Origin of the sequence: Roseateles sp., from assembly GCF_052436255.1 — a bacterium.
In the GTDB taxonomy this organism is placed as follows: Bacteria; Pseudomonadota; Gammaproteobacteria; order Burkholderiales; family Burkholderiaceae_C; genus Pelomonas.
Genome location: NZ_JBQVNP010000102.1, coordinates 1 through 18504, shown reverse-complemented (window position 1 = coordinate 18504; position 18504 = coordinate 1). Strand labels below are relative to the sequence as shown.

At 68.6% G+C, this 18504-nt stretch carries 16 protein-coding genes and 1 pseudogene; 6 read left to right on the top strand and 11 right to left on the bottom strand.

What is annotated here, in order from left to right; all coding sequences use genetic code 11:
• A partial coding sequence (locus ACT6S0_RS19460; RefSeq protein WP_444765433.1) for a hypothetical protein occupies positions 1-192 on the top strand: 192 nt, incomplete at its 5' end.
• Here ACT6S0_RS19460 and ACT6S0_RS19455 read toward each other — a convergent pair.
• The 5 genes from ACT6S0_RS19455 to ACT6S0_RS19435 form a co-directional block, all read right to left on the bottom strand.
• Entirely contained in the window at positions 186-920 is a 735-nt protein-coding gene (locus ACT6S0_RS19455; RefSeq protein ID WP_444765432.1) for an ABC transporter ATP-binding protein, read from the bottom strand. The two genes, ACT6S0_RS19460 and ACT6S0_RS19455, sit on opposite strands and share 7 nt — an antisense overlap.
• A complete protein-coding gene (locus ACT6S0_RS19450; protein WP_444765431.1) occupies positions 917-1660 on the bottom strand; it encodes an ABC transporter ATP-binding protein in 744 nt (247 codons plus the stop codon). Before ACT6S0_RS19450 ends, ACT6S0_RS19455 begins: the two co-directional genes overlap by 4 nt.
• 109 nt (positions 1661-1769) lie before the next feature.
• Positions 1770-2969, bottom strand: coding sequence for a substrate-binding domain-containing protein (locus ACT6S0_RS19445; RefSeq protein ID WP_444765430.1), 1200 nt, complete (start codon positions 2967-2969; stop codon positions 1770-1772).
• Positions 2970-3128: 159 nt separating this feature from the next.
• Positions 3129-4643, bottom strand: a complete 1515-nt coding sequence (locus ACT6S0_RS19440; RefSeq protein ID WP_444765434.1) for a sigma-54 interaction domain-containing protein — start codon at positions 4641-4643, stop codon at positions 3129-3131.
• Positions 4644-5171: 528 nt separating this feature from the next.
• Positions 5172-7382: a TonB-dependent receptor gene (locus ACT6S0_RS19435; RefSeq protein WP_444765429.1), complete on the bottom strand. Its 2211-nt coding sequence runs from the start codon at positions 7380-7382 to the stop codon at positions 5172-5174.
• Between the two features lie 260 nt (positions 7383-7642).
• On the opposite strand from ACT6S0_RS19435, the gene ACT6S0_RS19430 reads away from it, so the two are divergent.
• Complete coding sequence (locus ACT6S0_RS19430; RefSeq protein ID WP_444765428.1) at positions 7643-8572, top strand: MBL fold metallo-hydrolase; 930 nt, start codon at positions 7643-7645, stop codon at positions 8570-8572.
• On the opposite strand, the gene ACT6S0_RS19425 is transcribed toward ACT6S0_RS19430, so the two are convergent.
• Positions 8554-9588: a hypothetical protein gene (locus ACT6S0_RS19425; protein ID WP_444765427.1), complete on the bottom strand. Its 1035-nt coding sequence runs from the start codon at positions 9586-9588 to the stop codon at positions 8554-8556. The genes ACT6S0_RS19430 and ACT6S0_RS19425 overlap by 19 nt on opposite strands.
• Before the next feature lie 78 nt (positions 9589-9666).
• Positions 9667-10176, bottom strand: a complete 510-nt coding sequence (locus ACT6S0_RS19420) for a YgjV family protein (protein WP_444765426.1) — start codon at positions 10174-10176, stop codon at positions 9667-9669.
• A gap of 237 nt (positions 10177-10413) precedes the next feature.
• Between ACT6S0_RS19420 and ACT6S0_RS19415 the strand changes: the two genes are divergently transcribed.
• Genes ACT6S0_RS19415 through ACT6S0_RS19405 form a run of 3 tightly spaced genes read left to right on the top strand, consistent with a single transcriptional unit; the run spans position 10414 to position 13902 of the window.
• Positions 10414-11049, top strand: a complete 636-nt coding sequence (locus ACT6S0_RS19415; RefSeq protein WP_444765425.1) for a PEP-CTERM sorting domain-containing protein — start codon at positions 10414-10416, stop codon at positions 11047-11049.
• An 11-nt stretch (positions 11050-11060) separates the two neighbouring features.
• The gene (locus tag ACT6S0_RS19410) at positions 11061-13118 is read left to right on the top strand and encodes a hypothetical protein (RefSeq protein ID WP_444765424.1); all 2058 of its coding nucleotides are present in this window, start codon (positions 11061-11063) and stop codon (positions 13116-13118) included.
• A 13-nt stretch (positions 13119-13131) separates the two neighbouring features.
• Entirely contained in the window at positions 13132-13902 is a 771-nt protein-coding gene (locus ACT6S0_RS19405) for a hypothetical protein (protein ID WP_444765423.1), read from the top strand.
• Positions 13903-13910: 8 nt separating this feature from the next.
• On the opposite strand, the gene ACT6S0_RS19400 is transcribed toward ACT6S0_RS19405, so the two are convergent.
• A complete protein-coding gene (locus ACT6S0_RS19400) occupies positions 13911-15086 on the bottom strand; it encodes an AI-2E family transporter (protein ID WP_444765422.1) in 1176 nt (391 codons plus the stop codon).
• A gap of 123 nt (positions 15087-15209) precedes the next feature.
• Here ACT6S0_RS19400 and ACT6S0_RS19395 point away from each other — a divergent pair, with 123 nt between their 5' ends.
• The gene (locus ACT6S0_RS19395; protein WP_444765421.1) at positions 15210-16085 is read left to right on the top strand and encodes a YihY/virulence factor BrkB family protein; all 876 of its coding nucleotides are present in this window, start codon (positions 15210-15212) and stop codon (positions 16083-16085) included.
• A 72-nt stretch (positions 16086-16157) separates the two neighbouring features.
• On the opposite strand, the gene ACT6S0_RS19390 is transcribed toward ACT6S0_RS19395, so the two are convergent.
• From ACT6S0_RS19390 to ACT6S0_RS19380, 3 genes and pseudogenes are all read right to left on the bottom strand, one after another.
• Entirely contained in the window at positions 16158-16508 is a 351-nt protein-coding gene (locus ACT6S0_RS19390) for an RNA recognition motif domain-containing protein (RefSeq protein WP_444765420.1), read from the bottom strand.
• 296 nt (positions 16509-16804) lie between these two features.
• Positions 16805-16963: a thiamine-binding protein gene (locus ACT6S0_RS19385; RefSeq protein WP_444765419.1), complete on the bottom strand. Its 159-nt coding sequence runs from the start codon at positions 16961-16963 to the stop codon at positions 16805-16807.
• A gap of 13 nt (positions 16964-16976) precedes the next feature.
• Positions 16977-18504, bottom strand: a pseudogene (locus ACT6S0_RS19380) (hypothetical protein); the annotation flags it as partial.

Genomic DNA, 18504 nt, shown 5'->3' with positions numbered 1-18504 from the left:
TTGGCGGAGCGGGTGCGGCATCGCTGCATTGCCGGGAGTCCGCCCCGGCAGGCGGGTAACTTTCTTCTGCGGGGCCAGAAGAAAACCGAAGGTTTCGGCGAAGCCAAAGTTACCCCGCCGCCGGGCGGGACTCCCGGCACCACATTGGCCATCAACCAGGAGTACCGAGGGGCGACCCAGAAACGTCATTGATGCGCTCCCAACGACAACCCCAACAACCTTTGCTGCAGCGACGAATCCTCGATCAACTCCCGCATTGAACCCCGGTGCACGATCCGCCCGTCATCCATCACCGCCACCGAATCGCCCAGCTCAGCCGCCACCCGAAAGTTCTGCTCCACCAGCAACACCGTCGTCTGCGACGTCTTCTTCAACTCCCGCAGCGCCGTGATCAGGTTGGCCACGATGGCCGGTGCCAGCCCCTTGCTCGGCTCGTCGATGACCAGCAACTCACGCGGCTCGATCATGGCGCGCGCAATCGCCAGCATCTGCTTTTGCCCACCCGACAGCTTGCCGGCCGGATGGTTCCAGAAGGTCTTGATGGCGGGAAACAGGCCGAACAGCCATTCCAGCCGTTGCGCATCCAGATCCCCTAACCGCTTGGCAGAGCGCGCCGCCAGCAGCAGGTTCTCCGCCACGCTCAGCTCGCCAAAGATGCCCATGGTTTCGGGCACATAGGCAATGCCACGCGACGCGATGTCGGGCGTGGCCAGCCTGGTGATGTCCTCGCCCTTGAACCACACCGAGCCACTGCTCGCCGTCCACAATCCCATCAACGTCCGCAACGTGCTCGTCTTGCCTGCGCCGTTGCGGCCCAACAGCATGGTCACCTGACCGGCCGGGACCTCAAGGTCGACGCCGTGGAGGATGTGATACGCCCCGACATGCGTATGAACACCGCGCAACTCAAGCAGGTTCATGCCGCGACTCCCAGGTAAGCCTCTTGCACGATGGGCGAGGCGATGACGGTCGCAGGATCGCCGTCAGCAACCAACCGACCCTGATGCAGCACGATGATCCGGTCCGCCAGCTCACGCACCACATCCATCTTGTGCTCCACCAGCAGCAGCGTGTGCTTCTTCTCGGCCTTCAACGCGCGGATCAAATCGAGCACCACCGGCACCTCGTCCACGCTCATGCCGGCCGTCGGTTCGTCGAACAGATAGACCTTCGGGTCCAGCGCGATCAGCATGGCCACCTCCAGCTTGCGCTGGTCGCCATGCGGCAGGCTGGCGGCGAAGTCGTCGGCGCGCGAGCCCAGCCGCACGCGGTCCAGGATGGCCCGCGCCTCGTCGATCAGCTCGCGATGCGACAGCCACACCGACAGCATGCGCAGCCCCTTACCGTGCCGCGCCTGTACCGCCAGCCTCACGTTCTCCAGCACCGTCAAGTGCGCGAACAACTGCGTCAGCTGGAAGGCCCGCCCGAGGCCGCGCCGCGTGCGCACAGGCGCGGGCAGCTTGGTGAGGTTCTCCCCGTCCAGCCACACCTCGCCACTGCTCGCGGGCATCTGGCCCGAGATCAGGTTGAAGTAGGTCGTCTTGCCGGCGCCGTTGGGCCCGACGATGGCCGTCAGCGTGCCGGGCTGGAAAGCGCACGACACGCCGTCGACGGCCACATGGCCACCAAAGCGGATCGTCAGGTTCTTGGTTTCGAGCATGGGCGCGTCAGCGGGAAATGGAAATGCAACCACGGAGGCACAGAGGCACGGAGAACAGCCAACACAGAGATTTCTCTGTGTCTCTGTGCCTCTGTGGTTGCCTTGAGTCTTAGCGCTTGTTCCTGATCGGAACTTGCATCTCTTCCGGCTTGATTTCACGCACCAGCTCCGGCACGCCCCACGGGAAGGCCGGGTCCACCTTGATCTTGAAGTGGTACATGGACTGCATCGCCTGGTGGTCTTCCGGGCGGAAGGTCATCTTGCCCTTGGGCGTCTCGAAGCTCATGCCTTCCATGGCCTTGATGAGCTTGTTGGTCGTCGTGTCGCCGCCGGTCTTCTTCAGCGCCTCGACCACGGCAATCGCCGCGCTCATGCCGCCGGCCGTGAAGAAGTCCGGTGGCTGCTTGTACTGCTTGTAGTGGTTGGACACCAGCCACTCGTTGACCGGGTTCTTCGGGATGCCGAAGTAGTAGTAGGTCGCGCCTTCCATGCCCGGGAACTGCTTGTAGGCCGCCATGGCCGGCAGGATGTTGCCGCCCGAGCCCACGGCTATGCCGTAGCGCTTCTGCAGGTCCAGCGCGGCCAGCGCGCCGAAGGGCGGCGTGCCGCCGGCCCACACCACGGCGATCACCTTGGGACCGGGTTTGTCCTTGAGCGCGTCCACCAGGCGCTGGATGCCGGCGGTGAAGTCGGTCGTCGCGGTCGGCAGGTATTCCTCATGGACGATCCTGGCCTTCTTCAGCGCTTCCTTGTAGGCCTTCACGGCGTCGCGGCCGAAGGCGTAGTCCTGGGCCAGCACGCCGATGTTCAGGCCGGCGATGTCGGAGGCCACCGCATTGGCCAGCGCGTCCTGCGACGAGTTGCGGCCGGTGCGAAAGATGTACTTGTTCCACCGCTCGCCGGTGATGGAATCGGCCACGGCGGGCTCCACCAGCAGGATCTTCTTGTACTCCTCGGCCACCGGCAGCATGGCCAGGGCCACGCCGCTGGACGACGGTCCGACGGCGATGTCGGCCTTGTCGTCCCCATAGGCCGCGGCCAGCAGGCTCTTGCCCACATCGGGCTTGCCCTGGTCGTCCTTCTCGATGACGACCAGCTTCTTGCCCGCCACGGTCATGGTGCCGCCGGTGGCGTAGTCCAGGCCCATCATGAAGCCGACCTGCGTCTGCTTGCCATAGGCCTCCAGCGGGCCGGTCTTGCTGTAGACGTGGGCGATGCGGATGTCCTTGCCCTGCGCCAGGGCGAGGCCAGGCAAGGCAACCGCCAGGGCGGCAGCGGCGAGGGCAAAGCGGCGCGTGGTGTGGCGCATGGGCTTGTCTCCAATTTCGTTTTCAGTCTGCTCTATCGGCAGACGGTGTCTTCCCTTTTTGCAAGGGCCGTGCCCGGCGGGGAAGGGGGCGCCGGGGCGGTTTTCGTTCGGGTTGTCCCGACGTTTCTGGCCGTTAGGGACCGCGTGAGTGTCCGAAATTCAGGCGCTGCCTGAAACCTGGACTTCCAGGTCCGGCCACCTCGCCAGCCGCTCATACAGAGACGCCCGAGAAATCTGCAGCAGCCGTGCCGCCGCCATGCGATTGCCGCCCGTCGCCTGCAGCGCTCGGCGAATAGCGTCACGCTCCAGCGCCTCGATCAGCTCCGGCAGCGGTGCGACCGCCTGGGAGGTCGTCACCTCGGGCGGGACCGGCGCGGCCGCAGCGACCGGCGCAGCCACCACAGTCGCCGCCTTCGGCATGCCGTGCCGCCCCTGAAAACTCGCCGCCGTCAGCTGCATGTCGTCGCTCATCAGGCTGACCTGCTCCAGCGTGTTGCGCAGCTCGCGAATGTTGCCCGGCCAGGCCTGCTGCATCAGCCATTCGATGGCGTCAGGGCTGAGCAGCTTCTGCGGCATGCCGCTGCGGCGGGCGATGTCTTCGCCCAGCGCTTCGGCCAGCGCCTCGATGTCGTCCAGGCGCTCGCGCAAGGCGGGCACGCGGATGGGCAGCACGTTCAGGCGGTAGTACAGGTCGGCGCGGAACTCGCCAGCCGCAACCATGGCAGACAGGTCGCGGCTCGTCGCAGCAATCACGCGCACGTCCACGCGCAGCACGGTGTTGGACCCCAGCGGCTCCACCTCCTGTTCCTGCAGCACCCGCAGCAGCTTGGATTGCAGCGCCAGCGGCATGTCGCCGATCTCGTCCAGGAACAGCGTGCCGCCGTCCGCCAGCTTGAACTTGCCGTCGCGGCCCTTGCGGTCCGCGCCCGTGTAGGCGCCCGGCGCGACGCCAAAGAACTCCGCCTCCAGCAGCGTCTCGGGCACGGCGGCGATGTTGACGCCCACCAGCGGTCGGTGCGCGCGGCGCGACGCGGAATGGATGGCATGCGCCATCAGCTCCTTGCCGGTGCCGGTCTCGCCCAGCAGCAGCACGGTGGAGTCGGTCTGCGCGACGCGGCGCGCCTGGCGCTTGACCTCCAGCGCCGCGGGGCTGGCACCGATGAAGCTGGCGATCGTGTACTTGGGCCGGCGCTGGGCGGCGAGCTGGCGGCGCGTGTCTTCCAGCTCCTGCTGCAGCCGCGAGAACTTGGCGATCAGCGGCTGCATCGTCGTCTCGGGGTGGTCCAGCAACACGAGGCCGAGCGCGCCGATGACTTCGCCGGTATCGTTCCTCAACGGCAGCCGGCTGACGAGGAAGGTGCCGGCCTTGTTGGTCAGCAGGTCCACCAATACCGGCTTGCCGGTCTCCAGCACCTGCAGCATCTGCGTGTTGGGGACGACGTCCTCCACGCGCTTGCCGACGAACTCATGCTCGTCGGTGAAGCCCAGCGCCGGCAGGAAGCGCTTGTAGCCCTCGCTGATCCAGACCACGCGGTGGTGGCGGTCGACGACCATCATCCCTTCGGTCGACCGCGCCAGCACGTCGAACATCGACTGCGCGGCCAGGCGCAGCAGGCCGTCGACGTCCTGCGGGATGTCGTGCTGGGCGGGTGTCTGGTTTTTGGACAGGGGCATGACGGCGGGAATGTAGCGCGGTAGGGCGCGGATTTGGGCGGTCATGTTCGTGCTCGGTACTTCTGGTTTTTGGTGCGTGTGGTGCTCACGCCGGTTAACGGCGGCTGCACGCCGACCTCATCAGGAAATACCGCGTCGCTGAGGCGACGCTCCAATGGATGTTGCGCAGCGATCGCGTCGCCCGAGCGACGCTGTATTGGCTGTTTTGGTGAGCCCGGCGTGCAGCCGCGCGTTCAGCGGGCAGGTGGTGCTATGCGTGGCGCTGGTGATAGGGACAGCAGCGAGAGCGAAGCGGGTCGCGTGTGGGCGACAGCGATCTGGCTGTTGCACGGCGCAGCTCGTGCAAGTGGTGCTGGGTGTGCGGTTCAGGGCCTCTTCTTTGGTGACTTTCTTCTTGCCCCGCAGAAGAAAACCGAAGGTTTCGGCGAAGCCAAAGTTACCCCGCCGCCGGGCGGGACCCCCGGCACCGCACTTGGCAATGCGCAGGAGTACCGAGGCGTGTCTGCCTCGCGCCAGCGACCCACCCCCTCAGAACTTCAAAGTCCCGCCGATGCTGACCGTTCGCGGCGCGCCATAGAAGGCGTTCAGCACGCCCAGACCGGCGATGTTGTAGCCGTCGGTCTTGTAGGCCTTGTCAGTCAGGTTGCTGCCCTGCAGGAAGAAGCTCAGCTTGCTGTCCTTCTCCCAGATCAGGCCGGCGCTCACGAGTGCATAGCCATCCTGCGACAACGTCTCAGCCAGGTCGGTCGTCGGGTAGACCTTGCTGCGGTGGGTCAGCCCCAAGCGCGAGCGCAGCGTGCCCACGGCCAGCTTGGCGTTGTGCTCGATGTTCAGGCCGGCCGCGAACTTGGGCGTGTTGGTGAACTTCTTCTGGGCGGCCACGTTGACGCCACGGTCGATGTACTCGTCGTATTTGGCATCCAGCGCTGCCAGGTGGCCGCTGATGCGCCAGCCGCTGCTGGGCGTGTACGCGAACTCGACCTCGGCGCCCTGCACCGTCGCCTTGCCGGCGTTGGTGAAGTCGCCGAAGAAGCCCGGCTGGCCGTTGGCCTGGGTGTAGCTGGTGAACACCGACAGCTGCACGTTCTTGTACTTGTTGTGGAAGAGGGCCGTGTTCAGCTCCAGCCGGCCGCCGTCCAGCACCATCTTGGCACCCAGTTCCAGCGAGTCCAGCACCTCGTCCTCGAAGGGCTTGGACGAGCCCGGGAAGGCCAGCGTGTTGGCGCGGATGTTGTAGCCACCGCTCTTGAAGCCGCGCGAGGCCGTCGTGTAGAGCTTGACCGCGTTGCTGACCTTGTATTCGAGCGACAGGCGCGGCGAGGTGTTGGTCACCGAGCGGCTGTTGTCGAAGTTGGCCGGCACGGCGATGGGCGTGCCGCTGAAGCTGTCGTTCGCGAACGCGCGGTTCAGCACCACGGCGCGCTTGGTCTCGTCGGTGTAGCGCAGCCCGGTGCTGACGCTGAACTGCGGCGTCAGGCGCCAGCTCCAGTCGCCGAAGAGCGCCTTGCCCTGCGTATAGACGATGCCGTTGGTGGTGCCGAACGAGGCGTTGAAGAAGTTGTTGCGCACCGTGCCGCCGGCGCGGCCATCGAAGTAGTACGCGCCGATGACGCCCGAGTGGTTGGCGCCTTCGTAGATGGCCTGCAGCTCGTGGCTGGTCGAGCTGTCGTGGTACTCGGCGCGCACGTCGGCGATTTTGTTGGGCAGGCCGTCGAAGTCGATGGCCGTGTCGGTGTCCGAAGCGCGGTGGGCCAGGATGTACTTCAGGCTCCAGTCGCTGTTCAGGCCCCAGTTCAGCGTCAGCGACTCGCCCTCGCTGCTGGTCCTGCTCTTGTTGGGCATGCCCGACGCAATGTCATAGCGGCCGGTGGTGGGCGGCGTCCTGGCCGGGTCAAAGGCGTTGACGTTCAGACGCTGGAAGCCGCGCATGTTGGAGTTGTCCACCGTGCGGTCCACCGACACCTGGGCGTTGAAGGTCGAGCCGGTCGGGAACCAGCCTACCGAGACGCGGCCGCTGGTCGTGGCCTGGTTGCTGACGTCGCTGCCGTCGGTCAGGTTCTTGCCGAAGCCGTCGCGGTCGAGGCTGGCGCCGGCCACGCGAAAGCGCAGCTGACCGTCGTTGACGGCCGTGCCCACCCCGCCCTTGGCCGTCACCTGGCCGTAGTTGCCGACGGCCAGCGTCACCTGCCCTTCAGTTTTCTGCGGCAGCGGCTTGGACACGTACTTCACCGCGCCGCCCACCGTGTTCTTGCCGTATAGCGTGCCCTGCGGGCCGCGCAGGATTTCCACGCGCTGCACGTCGTACACGTCCAGCAGCGCGCCCTGCGGGCGGGCGATGTAGACGTCGTCGAAATAGATGCCCACGCCCGGGTCCACGCCCCACAGCGGGTCGGCCTGGCCAACGCCGCGGATGAAGGTCGTGATCGTCGTGTTGCTGCCGCGCGCGGCGTAGATGGTCAGGTTGGGCACCTGGCCCTGCAGGTCGCCGAGGTCCTTGATGGCGAGCTTGTCCAGCTGGTCGGCGGTCAGCGCCGTGACGGCCACGGGCACGTCCTGCAGCGACTCCTCGCGCTTGCGCGCCGTGACCTTGACGACATCCAGCGTCGTCACGGTCGTGTCCGCGGCGGGGGACTGGGCGGCTGCGGGCAGGGCCAGCGTTGCGCCACCGCCAGCGAGGGCGGCGAGGATGGCGAAATGCAAGCGCGTCAAACGGGCGGGCGCCGGGTGGCGTCGGGTCATGGCTTTGTCTCCTGGATGTTTTATGCGGAACCAGTGGCCAAAGCGCAAAAGCCATGCCCGCGCCAAAGCAGGGCAGATTCGGTAGTAACCCCTGCGCACTAACCCGCGGTTTCAGCGTTTGCGGGGCCCGGACTGTCCGGAATCCAGGCATTCGCGGCGCCTCACCCTGTCCAGCCGGCAGACAACACCCCAGGGCTGCAAGCTTGCGAAGCCGCCGCTATCCTGCGCGCCGCTTCTCATCCAACCCCCGGAGACCCCCGATGCCCAACCGCCTGTTCCCCTCGGCCCTTGCCCTTGCCTTCAGTGCCACGACAGCCCTGGCCGCCGGCCCGCAGCTCAAGGGCCAGGCGCCGGGCTGGTATCGCCTGCAGCTGGGCGAGTTCGAGATCACGGCCCTCAACGACGGCACGCTGGATCTGCCCGTGGACAAGCTGCTGCAGCAGCCCGCACCCAACACCCTCAAGGCCCTGCAACACCGCTACCTCGGCGTGCCGCTGGAGACGTCGGTCAATGCCTACCTCGTCAACACCGGCGCCAAGCTCGTGCTCGTGGACGCCGGTGCCGCCAGCATGTTCGGTCCGACGCTCGGCCGCCTGCTGGCCAGCCTGAAGGCGTCGGGCTACACGCCCGAGCAGGTCGACGAGATCGTCATCACCCACATGCACGGCGACCACATCGGCGGCGCTTCCGCCACGGCCTTCCCGAATGCGACGTTGCGCATCGACAAGCGTGACAGCGACCACTGGCTGTCGGCCGAGCAGGTGGCCAAGGGCGACGGCGCCAAGGCCATCGCGGCGCTGGTCAAGGGCTTTGCGGACGGCGGCCGCTTCAAGCCCTTCGAGGGCAGCGCCGCTGGCGTCGAGATCGTGCCGGGCGTGAAGGCCTTTCCCGCCTACGGCCACACGCCCGGCCACAGCAACTATGTGGCCGAGAGCAAGGGCCAGAAGATGATGTTCTGGGGCGACCTGATGCATGTCGCCGCGGTGCAGTTCCCTGATCCGGGCGTGACCATCCAGTTCGACAGCGACCCCAAGGCCGCCGCCCCGGCGCGCGAAAAGGCTTACGCCGCCGCCGCGAAAGACGGCTACTACGTCGCCGTCACGCACGTCAGCTTCCCTGGCATCGGCCGGCTGCGCGCCGACGGCAAGGGCTATGACTGGCTGCCGGTGAACTACTCCGCCAACCGCTGATCCGCGCTGGCGCACCGCCGTGGCCTCAGCGCCCGGCGCGGCCGCAGGCCGGCAAGCAGCGCCAGCAGGCCGGCCGCCATCAGCCACGCCGACGAGAGCTCGGGCACTGGCGCCGTCCAGGCGCCCAGGTAGTCGGCGCCCGACGACGACAGGACCTGCAGGCTCCCCAGGTCGAGCACGTTGCCGCCAGCGTCGGTGACGCCCTGGATGCCGTTCCAGGCCAGGGTGTGGCTGAAGTCGGCGTTTGAAAGGCCCTCGGCGTATATCGTCGACAGGCCGCAGCCCCTGCAGTTGATGCCACCTTGAGCGGCGGCGCCGGCGGAGGCCTCCATCGCCAGCGTCGTCGCCACGCCGTTGCTCACGGTGGATGTGAACGTCCACAGGCCGGTCGCTGCGGCGCCGCGGCTGGTCTCGCCGTTGCTGTTGTATTCGGTCTCGGTGCGGCCGTCGGACAGGTTGCCCAGCGCCACCTGCCAGCGCATCTCGGTGACGGTGCTGAAGCCCGACAGCCCGGCGGAGAACTGCCCGTTGCCGCCCAGGCTGGCGGTGACGTTGACCGAGAACGTCACGGCAAGCGGCGCCCCCGGCGCCACGCCGGGCATGAAGAAGGTCAGCCCGTCGCTGAAGCTGCCGGCGGCATAGGCGTTGCTGCGCCCGATGATGCGGGCGAAGTCGGTATTGCCCGGCGTGAGGAACAGCGCGCTGCCCACCGCCGTGGCCTGCAGGCGGATGCCGCCCGCAGCCACCTGCGCCCAGCTGTTGCCACCACCGGCTGCATCGGCGCTGTCCAGGGCGGTATGCAAGCCGGTGGCGGCGTTGGCCCTTGCGGTGCCGGCCTGCACCACGTCGCGTTGCTGGTCGCCCAGCCCCTGAATCACTGGGTCCTTGTCACCCACATAGACCTGGCCGAGCGCCGTCGCATTGGTGTCCGCCGTGGCGGTATAGGCGGCGATGCAGACAGGCGTGAGGCCGGTGGTCAGCGCCAGCGCGGCGACCCAGGGCAGATAGCGATTCATCAGCGGCTCCAGGCGACAAGGGGTGCAAGAGCGTAGCTCGTTGCCCCCGCGCCGCCACGCCCAGACGCGGGGGGTGCTTCACACCGCTTGTCGAGCCCGCGCCATCCGCGTGATCGTCACCAGGTTGATCGCCGCGATGACGATCTCCAGCGCCGTGCCGCCGATGGAGCCGACGATCAGGTTGTTGGCGATCCACAGCCCCGTACCACAGAGCATCAGCAGACGCATCGGGATGCCCTGCAGCGTGAACAGCGCGATGGTGCCCAGGCAGGAGGCCGTCAGCGGCAGCCAGTCGCTGGGTTTCTCGGCAATGCCCAGGCCGAAGCCGATGTTGGCGGCGACGATGAGCACGGCCACCCAGGCCGAGCGCGTGTAGAGGGACAGCAGCGAGCGCAGCATGGACAGTGACGAACTCGCCACGGCCGTCGGGTTGCCCAGCAGGGCGAAGTGGGCGATGTAGGCGATGCACTCGCCCGTCATGAACCACTTGAAGCGCCGGTCGTCGGTCTGCAGGAAGCAGCCGACGCCGAGCACGAAAGCGGCATACCCGAAGAGTTGGGCGGGCGAGAACCAGTCGGTGGCGAGCATGCGGATGGGGCGCTGAGGATGGGTGCCCCCCAAAAACTAGGGGGGCGCCGGAGCGGGCTGGCGATTGTCCTGCCGACGCTGGAGAAACCCGCCTTTGCACGCGCCGCCCCGCATTCCCATCGGTTATGCAGCCCGTTCGAATTGGCAAGGGCGCCGCGGACTAACCCGCTGTTCGGTGCACGGCGGTTTTGCAGACCATGCGACCCGCCTCAGCTTCGCGACGCCCTCGCTCCCGCCATGAACCTCAACAAGACGCTGTTCACCGCCCTGGCCCTGACGGGACTGTTGAGCGGCATGCCGGCCCGGGCCGAGCTGCAGCTGCGCGGCAACGGCAGCATGGTCTACGACACCGCCACCAACCTGACCTGGCTGGCCGACGCCGGTCTGGGCGGCCTGCGCACACAGGCCGATGCGGCCCAGTGGGCCGAGGCCTTGAGCTTCGGCGGCGTCAGCGACTGGCGGCTGCCCACGGTCGCACCGGTCAACGGCCTGGCATTGCAGCTCGAGTACTCGGAGGACGGCTCCACCGACATCGGCCTCAACAACGCCGGGGCCAACACCGAGTTGGGCCACCTGTATTACACGAGCCTCGGCAACACTGTGGCCGGCCTGGCGCAGACGGGCGCCTTCATCGGCCTGGTCGACCCCGGCAACCCCTTCGGCCCGGTGTTCTGGAGCGGCACCGCCACCGAGACCGGCTGGGCCTTGAGCTTCTTCATGGGCATGGGCGCGCAGGAGGCCCTGGCCACCGACACGCTGGGCCAGGCCTGGGCCGTGCGCGTGGGCGACGTGGCCGCCGTGCCGGAGCCCGGCAGCGTCGTGCTGATGCTGGCCGGCCTGCTGGCCATCGCCGCCCGTCGCCGTTCACGCTGAAGGAGGCCGTGATGAAACAACTGCTGAGCGCCCTGTGCCTGAGCCTCGCCGCCTCCTTCACCGGGTTGGCGCAGGCCGCCTACACGCCCACGCCCAATGACTGGGCCTGCACCAACAAGGTCGGCGGCACCTGGACGCATGGCCGCGCGCCGTCGGGCTGCGACGCCAATGCCTTCGGCCCCGACAGCTTCGTGCGTGGCAACTACGCCGGCGTCATCTTCAGTGACGCGTCCGCCAGCCTCGTCGACGAGCGCAAGCGCTACATGCAGGCCATGTACCCGGTCATACGCGACGCCAGCGAGCGCTACCTGCGCTCGCGCAAGCCGGCCGTGTCGGCGCGTGAGCTGGAGGCCTTCCAGCGCGGCACTTACGCCACGCTGCGCCAGGAGACCTTCTGGTCGCACTACCGCGACGCCCAGCTCGCGGCGGGCCAGCCGTACACGCTGAAGATGATGCGCGGCGACAGCGGCCACGGCCACGGAATGATGCAGGTCGACGACCGCTATCACTTCGTCCAGCTCCAGCAGGGCAAGGGCTGGAACATGATGCAGAACTTCACCTACGCCATCGATATCTATTACGTCGCGTGGGAGGCCGCACCCAATGCCTGCCTGGGCGGCGTGACGACGCCGAGCGGCACCACCGCCGAGGTCGACGCCTATTGGCGCAGCCGGGCGCGCTCGGCCTGGTCGGCCTACAACGGCGGCCCGACACGGGTCTGCCGCTGGCAGAACGCGGCGGACGTCAACGTGGCCAAGGACAACGGCTACCGCGACAACTACGACGCCCGGCTGTGGCTGGTCGACATCGCCGACCTCGCCAAGCCCGCCGGCATCGACGTGGACTGCCTGATGGACAACGGCCCGCTATGCCCCGTGCCCACGGGCGGCACCGTCGAGGCCGGCAAGCTGCTGCAGGTGGGTGCAGCCGCCTGCGTGCTCAACGGCAGCACGCTGGAATGCGTGGACGACATGCGTGACGCCGCCTGCCTGGCGGGTCGGGCAAGCTCTGACGACAGCAGCGTCACGCAGGTCTATGTCGCGCAGACCGCCGCTTATGCCCGTGTCGACCACAACCGCCACCAGCTCTGCCGCGCGCAGGTGGCGGGCCTGCAGTCGCTGGCCAGCGCGATTGCCACACTGCGGCCGCTGGAGTTGCGCTCCGCGCCCGACGGCATGGTGCTCGGCCTGGCCGAGGCTGGCAGCTACCAGGTGCTGGACTTCATGGTCAGCGGTGCCGTGCAGCAGCACCGGCTGTACCGCATCCGTGCGTTGATCAACGGTGCGCTGACCGATGGCTGGATCGACGCCGGCACGGCGGCCACGCACGCCTCGCTGGCGGTCGGCGCCGCACCTGCCGGTGCGGGCGCCATCGCCCACGCGGGCGACTGGGTCAAGGTGGTGCCCAACCTCAACATGCGCGCCACGCCCGGCGGCGCGCTGCTCATCGCCATCCCGGCCGGCACGCCGGTGCAGGTCAAGGAGGTGTTCGGCACGGCCTCGGCCAACAACCTCTACTACCGCGTCGAGTACCTGCACAACGACGGCGTGCTGCGCGAAGGCTGGATCTTCGCCGGCAACCTCTATCCGGTGTCGACGTTGGCAAGCTGGGCCGTGCCGGCCGCCGCACCGGTGCCGGCCAAGCACGCGCACTGCCCCAACGGCACGCGCTACGACGCCCACGTGCGCCAGTGCACCAGCGCCAGCCAGGCCTACGGGCCCTTCACCGCCGCAGCCGTGCAGGCCTGCGTGGATGCCGGTGGCGGTGCGGTCTGCACGGCCAACCGCGCCACCGTCGTTGACGGCGTCGCGGTCGCGATGCCGATCTGGAGCAAGGCCCTGGCCGCCGCGGCCAACGGCAATGGCGACTGCCCGCGCGGCGCGGCGCGCTCCGCGGCGCATCGCTTCCATTGCACGGAGACCGTCACGCGCAACGGCGCAGCCGAGACCGATGTCTACGGGCCCTTCGGCACGGCCCTCGTCAACGCCTGCCTGACGCGCTCCGGCAACGCCGCCTACTGCCGCGGCAACCGCTGGCCGGCAGCGGCCTTCCTGGCCTTGCAGCCCTGACCGGACGCAGACGATGAAGCTCCCACTGGCGCTGGCTGCGGCTGCTGCGCTGACGGCCGGGATTGTGTGGACCCAACGCGAGGGCCCGGCCAATGCCGTCGCGGCCGCGCGCCCGGCAGCGCCCGCCCTGCCCGCCAGCGCCTCGCCGCTGGCGTGGGCCGAGCCAACCGCATCGACCGTGGCCACGGCGGTGGAGCCGGCCGCCGTCGCTTCGCTGACCACTGCCGCGCCCGCGCAGGCGCTGCGCACGTTGACGCAGTGCTACGCCACCCACAGCTGCCGGCTGACGCGCGGCGAGGGCATGGACGAGCATTTCGAGGTGGTGCGCCTGCTGCTCGGCCAGCTGGACCGCCTCGCCGCGCAGGGCAGCCCTGCCGAGCAGGCCAGCTGGGCACGCGAGCTGCTTGCCTTCCCCGACGGCCATGTGCAGGCCGCGGCGCTGGCATTGGCGGCGCGGCTGCCGCCGTCGGCCGAAACCGCCGGCGCGGCCGTGGCGGCCCTTTCCAAGACCTACGACGCCGTGCTGCTGGCCAAGGCCTACCCGGTGCTGCGGCAATGGCAGCAGCTGGGCATGACCAGCGGTTATGACGACATGTTCATCGGCCTGGTCCACACCGGTGGCTGGCAGGCCGCGCAGTCGGTGGCCGAGAACATCGGGCCCTTCCTCAACGCCGGCAACGTCGGCCGCTTTGAACAGGTGGCGCGCCAGTTGCAGCCCGGCGTGCGCCAGCAGGCGCTGCTGCGTTCACTGCGCGACTACGACCTGCAGCGGCGCGGCGGCTGAGGTGCGCCTCAGGCGCCCATCAGCTCCCCGACGGGCTTGAGCTCGTCGACCCGGTCGCACACCGCCTTGACGCTGGCCAGGATGGGCACGGCGAGCAGCAGCCCCAGCAGGCCCCACAGCCAGCCGAAGGCCAGCACGCCGATGAACACCGTCACGGCGTTCATGCGCGTGTTGCGGCTGCTGAGCCAGGGCATCAGCAGGTTGCCCGAGATGGTGTGCACGACCAGTACCGTCCCCGACACGAGCAGGACCATGTCGACGTTGCCGAACTGCACGAAGCTCATCAGCCCCGAGCCGACGGCCAGGATGGTGGCACCGACGTAGGGAATGAAGTCCAGCACGAAGGCGGCAGCACCCCAGACGGCTGCGTGGTCCAGTCCGATGAGCGTGAACGCGAGCCACACCGTCAGGCCAACCGTGGCGCTCACCATGACCTGCACCATCAGGTGCCGCTGGATCTGCAGCCCGATCTCGTCCATGGTCTGCACGGTGAGCCGCCGCTTGGCAAACGTCGGCCCGGCCAGGTGGGCGAGCTTGCGGCGGAAATGTGAGCCCGAGGCGAGCAGGAAGAAGGTGATGAACAACACCACCACGGCCTGCCCGATCAACGTGATGACGCCGACCGTACCGGTCCAGAGGTAGTCCTGCAGGTTGAAATGAGACCGCTCGATGACCACACGCGTGGCACCCCGCGGTGGCGCGACCGCCGGCCCGCCGGCTGTGGCCGCCTGCTCCAGCTGCAGCGCCGCCTTCTGCACGTGTTCGAGAGCGCCGCCGCTTTGGGCGCGGTGCGCGGCGACGGCCTTCCTCACCTTTTGCGCCGCCACGGGCAGCGTCTGCAGCAGCGCGCTGGCGTCATCGGCCAGCGAGTAGCCGGTGGCCCCGAAGCCGCCCACGAGGCTCAGCAGCAGCACGCCGGCTGCCAGGGCCCGGGGCAGCCGCAGCCGCTCCATGCGGTCGACCACGGGCTTGAGTGCATGGCTGAACATCCAGCCCAGCAGCACCGGCACGATGATCGTGCTGGCCCAGCGCAGCATGTAGAGCACGGCAAGAAAGGCGATCACCGCCAAAGAAAAGCTGCGGATGCGCACCGACATCGGCACCGCCGCCGCGGAAGGCTCCACCTCGGGCGCTATGGCGGCCGGTAGCTCGGGCGTCAGGGTCTGGGCGGTCGGGTGGTCCATGCTGAAGGGTCGCCGTGGCGCGCGGCGTCGTCTGTCGGCGGGGAATCTGCGCAGCTGTCAGCGCATAGGCCGCGTGCGGGCCGTGCGCGAATTGCGCGCCGGCCCCGCGTTAGGCTGCCAGCCATGCGTTTTCTCGCCCGCCAATTCGCACACCAGACCACGCGGCTCCTGCAGGACCCCTGGGGCTTCTTCTGGCACACCCTCAAGGCCTTCCGGGCCAACCAGGGCCTGTTGCTGGCCGGCGCCGTGGCCTACTACGCGCTGTTGTCCATCGTGCCGCTGCTCATCCTCAGCGTCATCGCGCTGTCGCACTGGGTCGAGCAGGAGCAACTGCTGCAGACCGTCGGGCGTTACCTGGCCTGGCTGGTGCCGGGCCAGTCGACCGCGGTGGTGGCCGAGCTGGCGCGCTTCCTGGCCCACCGGGATGTGATGGGCTGGGTGCTGCTGATCAGCATGCTGTTCTTCAGCTCGCTGGCCTTCTCGGTGCTGGAGAGCGCGATGCGGGCCATCTTCCACCACCGCCGCAAATCGCACAGCCGGCACTTCATGGTGTCGGTGCTGATCCCCTACCTCTACATCCTGTGCCTGAGCGTCGGCCTGCTGCTGGTCACGCTGGTGGCGGGCAGCTTCCAGGCGCTGGGGCAACGCGAGGTGGAGTTCGTGGGCCACAGCTGGTCGCTCGACGGCCTGTCGGGCGTCATGCTCTACCTGCTCGGCTTCGCCGGCGAGGTCTTCGTGCTGGCCTCGGTCTACATGGTCATGCCGGTCGGCCGGCCCTCGCTGCCGCTGGCCCTGATCGGCGCACTGGCGGCGGCGCTGCTGTGGGAGCTGTCGCGCCACGTGCTGGTCTGGTACTTCGGCACGCTATCGGCCATCGGCACCGTCTACGGCTCGCTGACCACCGCCATCGCCGTGCTGCTGAGCCTGGAGGTCGCGGCGGCGCTGCTGCTGTTTGGGGCCCAGGTGATTGCGGAGTTCGAGCGGCTGGGGGAGACGTGAGGCGGGCCGTGCGCGGCCAAGGCGAAAAAAAACCGGCTCAGGAGAGCCGGTCATTCGCGCGGAGCCGCTGGTTCAGTAGCGACCGCCGCCGAAGCCGCCCGTGCCATAGCCAACGTCGGTGCGCTTGGTCGCGGTGAACCCGCCGGCACCATAGCCATTCGACGCTGCGCTTGCTTCGCGCGGTCGGGCCAGGCTCACGACGATGGAGCGGCCATCGACGGACATGCCGTTCAGGGCCGAGATGGCGGCCTGCGCCAGCTCGGCAGACGCCATTTCCACGAATCCAAAGCCCTTGGAGCTGCCGGTCTCACGGTCCATCATCACCTTGGCAGAGGCGACGCTGCCGAACTCGGCGAAGTTGCTCCTCAGGCTGGCATCGGTCACGGAGTAGGGCAGGTTGCCCACATAAATCTTGCTGCTCATCGGCGAGCCTTTCTGGGTATGGCCGCACCGTCAGGGATGCGGATTTCGAATCTGCGAATGGAAGTCCGCAGCGAATAACACGCTTGAACTGATCGGGCAGGACCAGATCGTGGGCGCGCGGGATGGCGGCGTGCACGTGTGCAACCAGCCTTGGCGACGGCACCGCACGCGGTTGCCGTGGGCGGCGACCATGGCGCCACCATCGTCGCCATTATATCGTTTTACTAATATTTATAAGAATTGATATTTCTCTGGGTATGAAGACGGGCCATGCGGCGCAAGGCGCAGCGACCGCATCAAAGCGGGTCACTTACGCAACTTGCGCACCAAGTCGTCCACACGGGCGGGCCTTCGACGACGGTGCCCAACGCGTGCACCTCGCAGCGCAGGCCCGAGGCTTGGATGACGGCCATGGCGGCGTCGACATGCTTGTAGCGGTCGTCCGCCGCCGTCACGACGGTGGTGGCCTTAGCGATCCGTCCCCTCCTGCTCGGTGTTCGCCTTCGCCGGCCAGGCGCCGCCCGCGCTGAACGCAGCCCAGGCCCAGCCGACCCAGCGCAGCAGCGACGCCGCCAGCCACAGTGCCCAGGCCAGCATCAGCACGCGGTACAGCCACACCGGTGCGCTCAGCACCCAGGCCGTGGCGGTGTGTTCGGTGAAGCGGTCGGCCGTCCAGCTCAGCAGATGGCTGCTCGACCCCGGCCCGGCGACGAGCAGGTCGGGGTAGCCCAGCAAGCCGGTGCGCAGCACGTCCAGCAGCGCGCCGATGGCGAACAGCGTCCACAGCACCAGCAGCAGCTGCACGGCGATGCGCAGGCCGCGCCGGTTGCCACCGCCGCCCCAGCGTCGCCGCGCCTCCAGTGCGCTGAACCACGCCGCCAGCACGGCCAGCGCGCCGAAGGACACGGGCGCCACGCCGAGCGCCAGCACCAGCCATGCCGGCCGTCCCATCACCCCGGGCAGGCCACGCGGTGCGAACCACGCCAGCACCAGCACCACGGCCAGCACGCCCCAGATCAGCACGGCCGGCCCGATGGGCGGCCCGCCGACGGCCAGCACGATGCGGTCCTGCGGCACGTTCAGCATCAGGCTGTCGTTGACCCCGGGCAGCCCGAGCGCCAGGCCCTCGTGCCGCCACAGCGTGCCCATGCCCACGGCTTCGCGCCAGCGGATCACAACCTGCTGCGCGCCGGGCGTCAGTGGCAGGCTCAGCGCGCCGTCGCGCAGCTGCAGGGCCAGCGTGGTGCCGTTGATGCTCACGCCCAGCAGCTCGGCCCCCGCCGGCAGCTTGAGCGCATGCGGCCCGCCCAGGCTGCTGCGCAGCATCAGCTGCAGCTGCACGTCGCTGCTGCGCTCGCCAGGCGTCACTTCGGTGCGCGCGCTGTCCAGCGTCAAGGTCTGGCCGCCCACACCGGCCGGTTTGCTGACGGCCAGCTTGAGCGTCTCGCCGGGCCAGGGCCGCCATTCGGGCAGCCATTCGCCGCCCTGCTGCAGGGCCGTGGCCGCCAGGCCGCTGGGCTCGACATGCCATTGCGGCGACGCCGCCAGCGTCCAGCGCTCGACCTGGTGGGGCTCCTTGCCGGCCATGAGCGTCAGCGCCGCGCTCGGCGGCAGGCTGCTGGCAACCTCGGCCGCCTCATCGCCGCCGAGCTGCACGCTGGCAAAGCCGTCGTCCACCGTCACGCGTGCATCGCCCACGGCCTCGCCGGGCAGCAGCGCCCAGCGCACCCGCAGCGGCGCACGACTGGGGGCGATGCGCTCGATGCGTGTCTGCACCTGCCAGCGCAGGCCCAGCTCCAGGCGCCGGTCCACGCGCACCAGCGGTGGCAGCGCGTCGCGCTGCGTACCGGCGTCCTCGGCACGCGCGCTGCCGGCCACGGCTTCGCGGCTGAGCGAGATCGCGCCGGTGCTCTGGCCGCGCGGGTCCAGGCCGGCCAGGGTCCAGCCCGTCAGCTCGGTCTGCAGCAGCCGCGGCGGCAGCGGCAGCGCGATGTCC

Excerpts from the sequence above, each read along its gene's own strand:
- ACT6S0_RS19455 (WP_444765432.1), bottom strand. The coding sequence starts at position 920 with ATGAACCTGCTTGAGTTGCGCGGTGTTCATACGCATGTCGGGGCGTAT.
- ACT6S0_RS19450 (WP_444765431.1), bottom strand. The coding sequence starts at position 1,660 with ATGCTCGAAACCAAGAACCTGACGATCCGCTTTGGTGGCCATGTGGCC.
- ACT6S0_RS19445 (WP_444765430.1), bottom strand. The coding sequence starts at position 2,969 with ATGCGCCACACCACGCGCCGCTTTGCCCTCGCCGCTGCCGCCCTGGCG.
- ACT6S0_RS19440 (WP_444765434.1), bottom strand. The coding sequence starts at position 4,643 with ATGCCCCTGTCCAAAAACCAGACACCCGCCCAGCACGACATCCCGCAG.
- ACT6S0_RS19435 (WP_444765429.1), bottom strand. The coding sequence starts at position 7,382 with ATGACCCGACGCCACCCGGCGCCCGCCCGTTTGACGCGCTTGCATTTC.
- ACT6S0_RS19430 (WP_444765428.1), top strand. The coding sequence starts at position 7,643 with ATGCCCAACCGCCTGTTCCCCTCGGCCCTTGCCCTTGCCTTCAGTGCC.
- ACT6S0_RS19425 (WP_444765427.1), bottom strand. The coding sequence starts at position 9,588 with ATGAATCGCTATCTGCCCTGGGTCGCCGCGCTGGCGCTGACCACCGGC.
- ACT6S0_RS19420 (WP_444765426.1), bottom strand. The coding sequence starts at position 10,176 with ATGCTCGCCACCGACTGGTTCTCGCCCGCCCAACTCTTCGGGTATGCC.
- ACT6S0_RS19415 (WP_444765425.1), top strand. The coding sequence starts at position 10,414 with ATGAACCTCAACAAGACGCTGTTCACCGCCCTGGCCCTGACGGGACTG.
- ACT6S0_RS19410 (WP_444765424.1), top strand. The coding sequence starts at position 11,061 with ATGAAACAACTGCTGAGCGCCCTGTGCCTGAGCCTCGCCGCCTCCTTC.
- ACT6S0_RS19405 (WP_444765423.1), top strand. The coding sequence starts at position 13,132 with ATGAAGCTCCCACTGGCGCTGGCTGCGGCTGCTGCGCTGACGGCCGGG.
- ACT6S0_RS19400 (WP_444765422.1), bottom strand. The coding sequence starts at position 15,086 with ATGGACCACCCGACCGCCCAGACCCTGACGCCCGAGCTACCGGCCGCC.
- ACT6S0_RS19395 (WP_444765421.1), top strand. The coding sequence starts at position 15,210 with ATGCGTTTTCTCGCCCGCCAATTCGCACACCAGACCACGCGGCTCCTG.
- ACT6S0_RS19390 (WP_444765420.1), bottom strand. The coding sequence starts at position 16,508 with ATGAGCAGCAAGATTTATGTGGGCAACCTGCCCTACTCCGTGACCGAT.